The following is a 13,421-nucleotide window of genomic DNA, read 5'->3' on the forward strand; positions in this document are numbered from 1 at the left end:
AAGAATGGCGGCTACTGGGTGACCAGGGACGGGCCGGGGGCGAGGTGGCGGGTGAGGGTGAGCAGACTGTCTTGCTGCTGCTGGTGCTGCTGGCAGCTGGCCAGCAGGCGCTGCGTTTGGTGCAGGTCGGCGGTAGTGGCGGCCAGCTCGGCGCTGACGTCGTCGGGCCAGGCCTCAATCCAGCCCGCCATCAGCAGCGCGTTCAGCCCCAGCGACAGGGCGAGCACGCCGCCGAGCAGCAGCGTCAGGAAATTGAGGGAGCGGGCGTCTGAGCGGGTCATCAGGGTCGGGCAGCCGAAGCCAGGTGAAACGTGCCACAAAGGACCCGACCTCGCATTAGAATGAGATGAGAAGCGTATGAGAAAACATGAGAGCCCCGCTCATGCGCCTCGTAGCCCTGCCCTCCCCTGCTTTGTGCGGGCAACTCCGGGACCCGCATCCGTCACCACGGCTCCGCTACAGCGGCAGGGCCGGCAGCCACATGGTGGCCGTGGTGCCCTGCCCCGGCGCCGAGGCGATGTCGAGACGGCCGCCGTGGCGCTGCACCACGCGCTGCGTCAGGGGCAGGCCCAGGCCGTAGCCGGGGCGGCCCAGGGCGCCCGTGGCGCGGTACAGGGGCTCGTAAATTTTCTGCAGCTCCTCGGGCGAAAGGCCGGGCCCCGCGTCCTGCACGCGCACGCGCAGGGTGTGCGCGTCGCTGTAGGCCAGCTCCGTGCGCACCGGCCCCGAGGAATATTTGCCGGCGTTGTCGAGTAGGTTCAGCACGGCGGTGGTCAGCAGTTCGGCGTTGCCCAGCAGCGTGAACAGGTCGCCTTCGGCCTCGGCCGGAAAATCACCGATGGACAGCCGCCATTCCCGGCCGGGGTACTTGGCGCGGGCAAAGTCCAGGGCTTGGTTGAGGCACTCGTCGAGTCGCACGGGGGCGAAGGCCGGCAGGGCGCCGTCGGCCCGGGCCAGGTTGAGCAGGCCGTTGGTGAGGGCGCTGAGGTGGCGGGCGGCGCTCAGGGCCTGGGCCAGGCTCTGCTGGGCGTCGGGGAGGGTGCGGTCGTACTCCAGGGCGGTTTCGAGCGTGCCCGCTAGGGTGGTGAGCGGGGTACGCAACTCGTGCGAAGCCTGCGAGAGAAAGCTGCGCTGCACCTCAAAGGCTTGTTCGAGCCCGGCCAGCATGGTATTAATGACGCGGCTCAGCTGGGCCAGCTCGTCGCGGCCGTTGCCCTCCGACAGGCGCCGCCCCAGGCTGGCCGCCGAGATGCGCCGGGTCTGCCGACTGATGCGGGCAATGGGCCGCAGGGCCGAGCCAGCAAAAAACCAGCCGGCCACCACCGTAACCGCCAACGCCCCCAGGTTGCCGAGCAGCAGCAGCCAGCCCAGTTGCCGGTGCTGCGTCCACCCCACCCGGTCTTCGGCCGACACGAAAATGCGGTAGTACCCATGCGGCGGGTGCGCAAACGACAAGCCCAGGGTTTCGCGGTGGCCTTCGGCCGGGTAGGTGCGCTGCTGGCCGGGGCCCAGCCCGCGCAGGCGCTTGCGGTTGGTGGCTTGGTCGATGTGGTCGTCGCTGCTGTAGCGCAGGGTGTTGTCGGGGCCGTAGATGCTGATTTGCTCGCGGGAGAGAATGAGCAGGTCGTCGCGGCGCAATGACCCCATAATCCCCTTTTCTAGCTTGTGGGTGCGCACCAGCAGGCGGCCCGCCAGCGTGGCGCTGTTGGCCAAGCGATGGGCAAAGCGCTGGGTGCGGGCGTTGGCGTGAAACAGGTAGATGAACGTGGAAAAGCTGAGCTGAATGCCGAGCACGAGCAGGGTAAAGCGCAGCATCAGCCTGTTCCGAATCAACATGGGCTCAACCGGTTATTGCTCCCGCATCACATAGCCCATGCCCACCACGGTATGAATGAGCTTGGGCTCGAAGCCTTTGTCAATCTTTTTGCGCAGGTAGCCGATGTACACGTCGATGATGTTGGTCGTGGTGTCAAAATCAACTTCCCACACCCGCTCGGCAATGTCGACGCGCGACACGATGCGGCCCTGGTTCAGCAGCAGGTGTTCGAGCAGCGAATACTCGCGGGTGGTGAGGTCGATGCGGCGCCCGGCGCGGGTCACGATTTTCGAGTCCAGGTTCAGCTCCAGGTCGGCCAGGCGCAGCAATTGGGGGGCGCCGGTTTCGGCGTAGCGCTTGGTGAGGGCGCGGGCGCGCAGCAGCAGTTCCCTGAACGCGAAGGGCTTGGCGAGGTAGTCGTCGGCCCCGGCCTCAAAGCCGGCTTCCTTGTCGGCCAGGCTGTCGAGGGCAGTGAGCATGAGCACGGGCACGCGGTGCCGCCCCGCCCGGATGAGCCGGCACAGCTCCACGCCGTTGAGGTGCGGCAGGTTCACGTCGAGAATGACCAGGTCGTAGGGCTGCTGCTGGTACAACGACCAGCCCGTGCTGCCGTCGTAGCCCACGGTCAGCTCGTAGCCTTCGTGCTCAAACCCTTTTTTGATAAAGGACGCCACCTGGGGCTCATCTTCGACCAGCAGAATTTTCATACCCGGAGAGGCGGTGCAGGCGCCCGTAAGCGAGGCGAAAGTACGCACCGGTCCGCAACGCGGCCCGCCGGGGCCCGGGCCGACCTCTGGCCCTGCCCTTCCCAGGCGCCGCGCTTGCTCCCTTCCGCCGCTACCTTTACGGTTCGATTTGACTTGTCCTGAAATGACCGAAATATCAATTGGTGGCCGGCCGGTGGGCCCCGCCCACAAGCCCTTCATCATCGCCGAAATGTCGGGCAACCACAACCAGAGCCTGGAGCGCGCCCTGGCCCTGGTAGATGCCGCCGCCGAAGCCGGCGTGGACGCCCTCAAGCTGCAGACCTACACCGCCGACACCATCACCATGGACACCGGCTTCGCCATCGACGAGGAAGGGCAGAGCCTGTGGGAAGGCAAAAACCTGTACAAGCTCTACGAGGAAGCCCACACGCCCTGGGAATGGCACGCCGAGCTGTTTGCCCGCGCCCGGCAGCACGGCATGCTGGCCTTCAGCTCGCCGTTTGACGAGACGGCGGTGGACTTTCTGGAAACGCTGGACGTGCCGGCCTACAAAATTGCCTCCTTCGAAAACGCCCACTGGCCGCTGCTGCGCAAAGTGGCCGCCACCGGCAAGCCCGTCATCGTGAGCACGGGCGCCGCCACGCTGGCCGAAATCGACGACGCGGTGCGGGTGCTGCGCGAGGCGGGCTGCCGCGAGCTGGTGCTGCTGAAATGCACCAGCACCTACCCCGCCTCGCCCGCCAACACCAACCTGCGCACCATCCCGGTGCTGGCCGAAACCTTCGGCTGCCCCATTGGCCTGAGCGACCACACCATGGGCGTGGGCGCCAGCGTGGCGGCCGTGGCCCTGGGCGCCTGCGTCATCGAAAAGCACTTCACCCTGAGCCGCGCCGAGGGCGGCGTCGACTCGGCGTTTTCGCTGGAGCCGCACGAGCTGAAAGCCTTGGTCGTTGAGACCGAGCGCGCCCACCAGGCGCTGGGCACCGTGCAGCTGTGCATTCAGACCGGGGAGGAGAAAAGCCGCCTCTACAAGCGCAGCATCTACGTGGCCAAGCCCATTGCCGCGGGCGAGGCCTTCACCACCGACAACCTGAAAATCATTCGGCCCGGCGACGGCCTCTGGCCCCGCCACTGGGAAACCGTGTTGGGCCGCAAGGCCACGCACGCCCTCCAGCCCGGCACCCCGCTCACCTGGGACTCGCTGTAATGCCGGGTCCCACGCTGCCCCTGCTGCCGCGGCTGCGCGACATTTTGCAGCTGCGCTTCTCGGCCGTGTTTGCCACGCTGCCAGCGGCGGCCATGGCCAGCATTTCGCCCGCCAACCCCCTCAAGCGCCTGGCCCGGGTGCTGGGCTACGCGGGCCTACGGCTGGTGGGCAACGTCTTTAAGCCGATAAAAAACCAGGAAGACTTGCGCGGCAAAGTGTGGCTCTACGTGGTGAGCGCCAACAATTACGACGCCCTGAATTTCATCCGCCAAGCGCGGCCCGACGCCGTGCTGCTCGCCGGGCAGGCCAAGAACATCGGCCGCTACAACGGGGCCGTGAACCGGTTGTCGCTCCGGCGCAAGCTGCTGTACTACTGGCAATTTCCGGTGGCATTACTGGGGCTGCTGCGCACGGAAGGCTGGCGAGCGTGGCGTTTTTTCGACTTCATCTTTTACGCCATCGGTTACTACGAAGTGTACCGGCGGGCCCTGCGCCACTACCGGCCGCGGGCCGTGGTGTTTTCCAACGACCACAACGACGACACCCGCTCCCTGCTGCTGGCCTGCCGCGCCGAGGGCGTGCCCACGGCCTACGTGCAGCACGCCAGCGTGAGCACGAGCTTTCCGCCGCTGGGCTTCGACCTGAACCTGCTCGAAGGCCAGGACGCGCTGGACAAGTACCGGCAGTGCGGCCCCGTGCACGGCCGGGTAGAGTTGGTGGGCATGCCCAAGGCCGATGCCTTCCTGGGCCTGAAAAACACCGAGCCGGCGGTGCGGCGCGTGGGCGTGGCCAGCAACGTGCACGACCCCATTCCGGCCCTGACGGAGGCGCTGCGCTTTCTGCTACAGGAGTTTCCGGACCTCTCTTTCACGCTGCGCCCCCACCCCAGCGACCCGCGCGACTTCGGGCCCCTGCGCCGCGCCCTGCCCGCCTTGCAGTGGTCGGATGCGCGGCAGGAAAACGTGTTTGCCTTTCTCCAAACCCACGACGCACTGATAGCCGCCGACACTTCCACGCACCTGGAAGCCACGCTGCTGAATCTGGTCAGCATTTACTACCGCTTCAGCGCCAACCCGCTTATCCACGACTACTACGGCTACGCAGCCCACGGCCTTGTGGATGAGGCCCGCGACCTGCCCGAGCTGCGGGACCTGTTGTTGCGGTACCGGGCGCAGAAGCCGGCCGGCCACTACCGCCGGGCGGCTTACTACAACGCCACGCTAGGCACCGCGAACGAAGGACGCAGCCAGGCGCTGGCGTTGGCGCTATTGGCCGATTGGCTACACTAAAATTCCCCGTTGTTGCTCTGGGCTTACCTTTAGCTTGGCTAATTTCTACCTGTTAATGAAACACTTCTCCGCACTACTAACTGGTTTACGGCTACGCCAACAGGCCTTAAGCTTGTTTTTACTGATGACCTTGGTTGTCATCGGCTTCAGCGCCCGCGCGCAAACTTTGCCCGGTCCTGGCAACGCCTTGACGTTTAACGGCTTTAACAGCTACATCAATTGCGGCCCGGGCAATCGGGGCATCACGCAGCAGGTCACGGTGGAGGCCTGGATAAAGACTTCGAGCAACGCTTACCAGTGGATATTGGGCAAATACTTCAACTCCGTGTTTGAAGAGAAAGGCTACCACCTCGTGGTATCGGGAGGCAATGCCTATTTCAATGGCCGCATCGGGATTGGCGTCTACATGAGTTCCGGCCCGTCAGCGGCTCGAATTGACGACGGAAAATGGCACCACTTGGCGGGGGTATGCAACTTCAGCACCTGGCAGATTTACGTGGACGGCATCTTGGAAAACACCGGCGTTTACCCGGCCTCCCAATCGGACCTCACCACCACAACGCCCATGGTTATAGGGTGCTACGATGTGCAGAGCGGCCAGTTTTTTAACGGCGACATCGATGAGGTACGAGTGTGGCGCACCGCCCGCACGCAGGCCGAAATCCGCGACAACATGTGCCGCAAGTTTGCCGCAGCGCCCACGGGCCTGGCTGCGTATTATCGCCTGGACCAGGCCTCCGGCTCAACGGCCCCCGACAACGGCTCAGTGCCAACTACTGGCAACCTGGTCAATATTGCGGCGACGAATTGGCACTTATCGGGAGCGCCGCTGGGCGACGAGAGTTCCAACCTTTACGCCAGCGCCTGGCCGGCAGGCAGTCGGGTGGCGCTGGGCACCGCCTCGGGCGACTCGGCCATCGTGAGCGGCGTGTCTGCCCAGTCGCGTGGCGTTCAGGTGTATGCCGTGAACAGCGCGCCGTCCATTGCGCCACCGGGCGTGGCTACGCCTTCGTATGTTGGGGTTTTCACAGTGGGGGCCCCGGCTACTGCCACCACTTATGCCCTGCGCATACGGCCTCAGCTCGGCCCAAACTGTCGTAATGCTTACAGCCGTACCAGCAACGACCTGGGCTGGAATGCGGTGGCCCAACCGCCGACGTCCAGCACCTCGCTCTTGTTTCCCAATGCGGTTTACAGGAACGAATACATTCTGAGCCCGGGAGTCATTACTTCTGCCGACATCACCGGGGACTCAACCATATGCGCCAGCGCCCGCACGCAGCTAACGCTAACCTCGCCCGCCACTTTCACGGTGCTCTGGAACACAGGAGCCACTACTCCCACGCTTTCCAACCTGGCACCCGGCGTTTATACGGCCACGGTCAGCTTTGCTACGGGCTGTTCGCGGGTGTTGCGCCGCACGGTGCGCGCGTTTCAAGTGCCGAGCATGGCCATCAGCGGCGATTCCGCGGTGTGTCCCGGAACGGGCACTTCCCTCACGGCAGCGGCCAGCGGAGCCACCGCCTATTTGTGGTCGACCGGCGCGACCACGGCGACGGCTTCCATCACGCAACCGGGCACCTATACCGTGACGGCAACTTATGGCTCGGGCTGTACGGTTGTGGCTCGGCGCACGGTGCGGCTTAATTCGGCGGGGGTTCCGGCGGCTTTCACGCTCGGCGCCGACACGACGCTATGCGAGGGCGACCAAGTGCTGCTTCAGGGGCCCGTAGGCGCGTCGTACCGCTACCTTTGGTCAGACGGTTCGGCCAATCGGCAGCTGCTTGTGCAGACGTCGGGGCGCTACACCTTGCGCGTCATCACGGCCTGCGGCGAGCAGAGCGCCAGCCGCACCGTAGCCGTGAACAACTGCCTGAAAGTGCCCAACGTCGTGACGGCCGATGCAGATAAGAAAAACGACTTCTTCGCCATCAAGGGGCTGAAGGGTGATGGCTGGGCGCTGGACGTGTACAACCGCTGGGGCCGCGCCGTTTTCCAAACCGCGAACTACCGCAACGACTGGGGCGCCGAGGCAGCCCCGGGGTTGTATTTCGTGCTGTTGCGCCGGCCCGCCACGGGCTACGTCTACAAAGGCTGGGTGGAAGTGCTGCGCTAAGGGCGTGAGCCGGCGGCCTATCTTCGCGGCCATGCCGGCCCATTCCTCTGCCCTGCCTTTGCCTGCGCCCGCCGTGCCCATCACGGCCGAGGTACGGCTGGCGTACGTGCTGGGACATTTTTGGCAGGCTTTTCCCGAAGCGGCGCCGGTTTCGATTGGGTACGCCGGTTCGGGGGCCGCCATCACCGTGGCCGATGGCGCCGGCACCTTCTTCGCCGAAGGCCAGCCCTACCCGACCGCGCCGCACTGGCGCGAATGGATGGGCCAGCCGGTGCCCTTCTTCTTCGACGCCGCCCCGCCCGCCGACCTCCTGGCGCTGGGCCCGGGCACGGCGCACATTCGGGCCGATGTCATCTCCAGCGCGTTCTACTTGCTGAGCGGCTGGCAGGAATATTTCTCGGACGAGCGGGACCGGCACGGCCGTTTCCCCTACGCAGCCAGCGTGCAGAAACAATACGGCTTCGTGGGCGTGCCCGTGGTCAACTACTACTTCGACGTGCTGAAAACAGCCGTGGAGCACGTCAGCGGCCAGCGCTTGCAACCGCGCCGCTGGGCCGGGACTGCGCCGTTTGCCGCCTTCATTTCCCACGATATCGACAACCTGCGCAGCGCTTGGAAAGCGCCAGCCAAAGCCGCGCTCACGCAGGGTCGGCTCTGGTCTTTTGCCCGGCAGCTGGCGCAGCACTTGGCCCGGCCCGACGCCTGGGACAACCTGGAAGCCGTGGCGGCGGCCACCGCGGCGCACGGCGCAAAGTCCACTTTTTTCCTGCTGCCCGAGCACCGCAAGGGCGTCGATGGCACGCCCAACGCCGATTACGCCCTGAGCACTTCGCTGCGGCGGCGCCTGCTCCGGCTTGCGATGCAGGGGCACGAAGTGGGCCTGCACGGCAGCATTGGCACGGCCGAAGACGGCAACCAGCTGCTGCGGGAATGGCAGCGGCTGAAGCTGCCGGCCCACGGCCTGCGCTTTCACTACCTGCGCTGGGAGCCCCGCCGCACGCCCCGGCTGGTGGAGGAAGCGGGCGTTGATTTCGATTCTACGCTGGGCTTTGCCGAGCATTTTGGCTTTCGCCACTCCTACTGCCACCCGTTCTATCCGTTCGACTTCGTTACCGGCGAGGCCCACCGCTTTCTGGAAATCCCCCTGAACGTGATGGACGCCACCCTGCACCACCCCAATTACCTGCAGCTGCCGCCCGAGGAGGTGGTGCCCGCGCTGCGGCCCATGCTCGAACAGGTGGCCCGGTTTGGCGGGGTGGTGTCGGTGCTGTGGCACAACGAGAATTTCGACCCCGCCAACCGGCTCAACGGCCCGCGCGAGTTTGCGGCCCTCATGCAGGAGCTGCGGCGCCTCGGGGCGGCATTCGTGACGGGCAAAGAACTGGCGACGGGTGCACTTTTGTAGCGTAAACCGACCCTTCTCATTCCCTTATTCCCGCACTTTTGGGCATCGTTCTGCGCCAGGGCATCCGCAACACCCTGATTTCCTACGTCGGCATGGGCATTGGCTTCGCCAACACCATTTTCGTGCTGCCGCGGCTGCTCACGCCGGGCCAGATTGGCCTGACGAGTTTGCTGGTGTCGTTTGCCACCATCGGGGCCCAGCTCAGCGCGTTTGGCTTTGCCAGCACCGGCTTGCGCTATTTCCCGTATTTCCGCAACCAGGGGCGCAACCACGCCGGGTTTCTGCCGCTGCTGCTGGGGCTGCCGCTGCTGGGCTTTGCGGCCATGACGGTGGTCATGAGCCTGGGCCAGCCCCTGGTGCTGCGCTGGTACGGGCCCGCTGACGCCGCCCTGTTGGGCCAGCACTACGGCGTGGCTGTGGGGCTGGCGGGCGCCATCATGCTGGGCGGGCTGCTCGATGCGTATCTCAAGTCACTATTTCACACCTCTTTTGCGTCGTTCTGCCAGGAAATTCTGCTGCGCCTGCTCATCGTGGGCTCGGCCCTGGCCTACAGCGCGCATTACCTGAGCTTTGCGGGCTTTGTGGTGGCCTACGCGAGTGCCTACGCGGTGGTGGCGGTGCTGCTGGTGGCCTATGCGGCGGCCATTGGCGAGCTGCACTTGCGGCCCACCCGGGCGGCCTTGCGCGTGAAGCCGCTGGGCGAAATGCTGGGATTCGGCGGCTTCGCGCTGCTGAGCAACATCTCGGGCACGGTGCTGCTCAACATCGACAACATCATGGTGGGCGCCAAGGTGAGCTTGGCGGCGGCCGGTATCTATTTGGTGGCCACCAACGTGAGCACGGCCCTCACGCTCCCCTTCCGGGCCCTCAACAAAACGGCCTTCTCGCTCATTGCCGAGTATTGGAAGGAGCAAGACCTGGGTAAAATGGGGGCTTTCTATCAGCGCGTTACGCGCGTTAATACCGTGGTGGGCTGTTACTTGGCCCTCGGCATTGGGCTGAACCTCGACTTCATTTTCAGCCTTATTCACCGGCCCGAATACGCTGCCGGCGCCGGGGCCGTGGTGCTGTTGCTGGTGGGGCGGCTGTTCGATGGCATCACGGGCGTCAATGGCACCATCGTCGTCACCTCGCCCCACTACCGCTTCGATTTGCTGTTCAACGTCCTTCTGGCCTCGGCCGTGGTAGGCCTGAACTGGCTGCTCATCCCGCGCTACGAGTTGGTAGGCGCGGCCCTGGCGTACTGCGTGGCGCTGGTGAGCATCAACACCGTGCGCACGTGGTTTGTGTGGCATTTCTACCGCCTGCAACCCTTCGATGGCCACATTCCGCGCCTGCTGCTGGTGGCGGCCGTGGCCGGGCTGGCCACCTGGGCCCTGCCCACCTTGCCCAACCTGTGGCTCACCATGCTCATGCGCGGCGGCGTGCTCACGGTGCTCTACGGCGCGGGCGTGCTCCTGACGGGCACCGCCCCGGAAGCCGTGGCCCTGCTGCGCAAACTGCGCCGCCGTTGAAGGGAGTAGAGACGCAACATCTTGCGTCTCGTCGTTGAACGACCAAGACCGCGCTGAGATGCGCAGCCATAACAACATCTGCAACGACGAGACGCAAAATATTGCGTCTCTACAATGTTCTGCCGCTACGCCCCAACCAGCTCCGGCTGCCGCTTCCGGCGTTTCGGGGCCGGGCCGTTCTGGTTCATCTCGCGATAGAAAAAGGCGAAAATGAGCGGGAAAATGAGCAGCGTGAGGATGGTGGCCGTCACCAGCCCGCCGATGACGACGATGGCCAGCGGCTTCTGCGTTTCGGAGCCGATGCCGGTGCTGAGGGCCGCCGGGAACAGACCAATCATGGCCATGAGGGCCGTCATCACCACGGGGCGCACGCGCGAGGCCACGCCCAGGCGCAGGCTCTCGGCCAGGCTAAGCTTCTTGCGCAGGTTCTCCTTGAACACGGTGATGAGCACGATGCCGTTCTGAATACATATCCCCAGCAATGCGATGAAGCCGATGCCGGCCGAAATCGAGAAGTTGACGCCCGTGAGGTGCAGTGCCGCGATGCCGCCGATGAGGGCAAACGGCACATTGGCCAGCACCAGCGCGGCATCCTTGCCGTTGCCGAAGGTGATGAACAACAGGATGAAAATGATGACCAGCGACACCGGCACCACCTGGCTGAGCCGCTTGGTAGCCCGCACCTGGTTTTCAAACTCGCCGGCCCACTCGATGCGGTAGCCCTTGCCAAGTTTGATGGTCTGGTCCATCTTCTTCTGGGCCTCGGCAATGGTGGAACCCATGTCGCGGTCGCGGATGGAAAACTTCACGGCGATGAAGCGCTGGCCGTTGTCGTGGTACACGAAGGCCGGACCGTTGGCCGTGCCGATGTCGGCAATTTCCTTCAGGGCCACCTTGCCGCCGCGGATGGTGGGCACGCGCAGCTCGCCGATTTTGGCTTCGGTGTCGCGGTCCTGCTTGGGGTAGCGCACCGTCACGTCAAACTTGCGCTCGCCTTCGTAAATCTGGGTGGCGGCCTTGCCGCCCACGGCCATCTCCACTACGGTTTGGGCGTCGGCGGTTTGCACGCCATAGGCAGCCATGCGGGTTTGGTCGAGGCGCACGCTCATTTCGGGCTGGCCCAGGTTGCGCAGAATGCCCAGGTCCTTCACGCCGCGCACGCCGGCCAGCACCTTCATCACCTCATTGGCCTTGCCGTCAAGCTCCTTCAGGTCGTTGCCGAAAATTTTCACGGCCAGCGCCGCGTTGATGCCCGCCACGGCCTCCTCCACGTTGTCGATGATGGGCTGCGAGTAGTTGAAAATGATGCCGGGGTACTCCTTCAGCTTCTTGTCCATCTCGTCAATCAGCTGCTCCTTGGTGATGTTGCGCTTCCATTCCTCCTTGGGCTTGAGGTTGACCTGCGCCTGCACGTAGTAAATGCCCGAGGGGTCGGTGCCGTCATTGGAGCGGCCGGTCTGGCTCAGCACTGATACCACTTCCGGAAACGAGCGCAGGATGCGGCGGTAGTTGGCCGCCATTTTGTTCGTCTCCGTCAGCGAAGACGACATCGGCAGCTTGGTTTCCACCCACAGCGCGCCCTCGTTCAGTTCCGGCAGAAACTCCGAGCCCAGGAATTTGAACGAATACAGCCCCGCCACCACAATGGCCATGGCCACCCCGAAGCTGAGCAGCTTGTGGCGGTAGGTAAAGCCGAACGCCTTGGTCACAATGGTGTCGAAGAAGCTCACAATCGGGTTGTGCTTCTCCTTCACGTTCTTGTTCAGCAGCAGCGAACACAGCACCGGCACCAGCGTCAGCGTCAGAATCAAGGCGCCCACCAAGGCAAAGCCCAGCGTGTAGGCCAAAGGGCTGAACATCTTGCCCTCCACTTTCTCGAAGGCGAAAATGGGCAGCAGGCAGGTCAGAATAATCAGCTTAGAGAAGAAAATAGCCTTGCCCAGCTCGCCCCCAGTTTTCCGAATCAGCCCCAGCTTAGCCAGCTTGTTGAATTTCTCCATCCCGACTTTTTCCGCCTTGTGGTCGAGCACCACGAAGATGCCCTCCACCATCACCACGGCCCCGTCGATGATGATGCCGAAGTCGATGGCCCCCATGCTTAGCAGGTTGGCACTCATGCCCTTCAGCCGTAGGCACACGAAGGCAAACAGCAGTGCCAGCGGCACCACCACGCCCACCGTGAGCGTGGTGCGCCAGTCGGCCATAAACAGCAGCACAATCAGCGTCACCAGCACAATGCCCTCAATCAGGTTGTGAATCACGGTGTGCGTGCAGTGGTCCATCAGCACGTCGCGGTCGTAGAACGTTTTGAGGTACACGTCGTTGGGCAGCACCTTCTCATTTAGCTCCGCGATTTTGGCTTTCACGCGGCCCAGCACCTCGGCGGGGTTTTCGCCCTTGCGCATAATCACGATGCCCTCCACCACGTCGCTCTGGTCGTCCAGCCCGGCCTGGCCCACGCGCGGGGCGTGGCTTTCGGTCACGTTGGCCACGTTGCGCACCAGCACGGGCACGTTGTTGATGTCCTTGACGATGATGTTGCCGATGTCTTCGGGCTTGGTGAGCAGGCCGATGCCGCGCACCACGTAGCTCTGCGAGTTCTTCTCAATCACGTCGCCGCCCACGTTCATGTTGCTCTTCTGCACGGCGTCGTACACCTCCAGCGGCGTCATGTCGTACTTGGCCAGCATCGCAGGGTTCACGCTGATTTCGTACACCTTACGCGTGCCGCCGAAGGCCGCAATGTCAGCCACGCCGGGCACCGATTTCAGCTGCCGCTCCACCGTCCAGTCCTGAATGGCCAGTAGCTCGTTGGTGCTGCGGCCGGCGCGGCTCTGCACCGTGTAGCGGAATATCTCGCCCGTCGGGCCGTAGGGCGGCTGCACGTGCGAGTCGCAGCCGGCCGGTAGGTTCACCCCGCTTAGTAGGTTGTTCACCTGCTGCCGGGCAAAGAAATCTTCCACGTTGTCCTCGAAGTTTATCTTCAGCACCGACAGGCCAAACATGCTGATAGAGCGCATGTTGCTCTTCATCTGCACCGAGTTCATGGCCACCTCGATGGGCGTGCTCACGAACCGCTCCACCTCTTCGGCCGAGCGGCCGGGCCAGAGGCTCACGATAATCATCTGGGTATTCGTGACGTCGGGAAAGGCTTCGATGGGCGTGTGGACGTAGCTGTAAGTGCCCCCTGCCACCAGCAGGGCCGTCATGAAAAAGACGAAAAAGCGGTTCTTCAGCGAGAAGGCAACGATGCCGGAAATAAACTTATTCATGCAAGGGCGGGGTGGGAAGCAACAGAGCAGCGGGCGGCCCGGGCAGTCTGTTTGATTACTTGCCGGCCGGAAAATGAGAATCTGGTGAAAAGTTG

9 protein-coding genes are annotated in these 13,421 nt (G+C 64.1%); 5 read left to right on the plus strand and 4 right to left on the minus strand.

What is annotated here, in order from left to right:
• Window positions 1-11 precede the first annotated feature (11 nt).
• From JAO73_RS12715 to JAO73_RS12725, 3 genes are all read right to left on the minus strand, one after another.
• Window positions 12-281, minus strand: a complete 270-nt coding sequence (locus JAO73_RS12715; RefSeq protein ID WP_198977400.1) for a hypothetical protein — start codon at window positions 279-281, stop codon at window positions 12-14.
• Window positions 282-456: 175 nt separating this feature from the next.
• Window positions 457-1,815, minus strand: coding sequence for a sensor histidine kinase (locus JAO73_RS12720; protein ID WP_198977401.1), 1,359 nt, complete (start codon window positions 1,813-1,815; stop codon window positions 457-459).
• 33 nt (window positions 1,816-1,848) lie between these two features.
• On the minus strand, window positions 1,849-2,523 hold the full coding sequence (locus JAO73_RS12725; protein WP_190922063.1) for a response regulator transcription factor: 675 nt from the start codon (window positions 2,521-2,523) through the stop codon (window positions 1,849-1,851).
• 163 nt (window positions 2,524-2,686) lie between these two features.
• Between JAO73_RS12725 and pseI the strand changes: the two genes are divergently transcribed.
• The 5 genes from pseI (at window position 2,687) to JAO73_RS12750 (ending at window position 10,054) form a co-directional block, all read left to right on the plus strand.
• The gene (gene pseI / locus JAO73_RS12730; protein ID WP_190922062.1) at window positions 2,687-3,730 is read left to right on the plus strand and encodes a pseudaminic acid synthase; all 1,044 of its coding nucleotides are present in this window, start codon (window positions 2,687-2,689) and stop codon (window positions 3,728-3,730) included.
• Entirely contained in the window at window positions 3,730-5,019 is a 1,290-nt protein-coding gene (locus JAO73_RS12735; protein WP_233169188.1) for a glycosyltransferase family protein, read from the plus strand. Before pseI ends, JAO73_RS12735 begins: the two co-directional genes overlap by 1 nt.
• 124 nt (window positions 5,020-5,143) lie before the next feature.
• Window positions 5,144-7,135, plus strand: coding sequence for a LamG-like jellyroll fold domain-containing protein (locus JAO73_RS12740; protein WP_198977402.1), 1,992 nt, complete (start codon window positions 5,144-5,146; stop codon window positions 7,133-7,135).
• Window positions 7,136-7,166: 31 nt separating this feature from the next.
• Window positions 7,167-8,540 (plus strand): DUF7033 domain-containing protein, encoded by a 1,374-nt coding sequence (locus JAO73_RS12745; RefSeq protein WP_198977403.1) that lies wholly within the window; start codon window positions 7,167-7,169, stop codon window positions 8,538-8,540.
• Window positions 8,541-8,578: 38 nt separating this feature from the next.
• Window positions 8,579-10,054: a lipopolysaccharide biosynthesis protein gene (locus tag JAO73_RS12750; RefSeq protein WP_198977404.1), complete on the plus strand. Its 1,476-nt coding sequence runs from the start codon at window positions 8,579-8,581 to the stop codon at window positions 10,052-10,054.
• 125 nt (window positions 10,055-10,179) lie between these two features.
• On the opposite strand, the gene JAO73_RS12755 is transcribed toward JAO73_RS12750, so the two are convergent.
• The gene (locus JAO73_RS12755; protein WP_198977405.1) at window positions 10,180-13,326 is read right to left on the minus strand and encodes an efflux RND transporter permease subunit; all 3,147 of its coding nucleotides are present in this window, start codon (window positions 13,324-13,326) and stop codon (window positions 10,180-10,182) included.
• Window positions 13,327-13,421: the final 95 nt, after the last annotated feature.

Source organism: Hymenobacter miniatus, assembly GCF_016427455.1.
Lineage (GTDB): Bacteria > Bacteroidota > Bacteroidia > Cytophagales > Hymenobacteraceae > Hymenobacter > Hymenobacter armeniacus.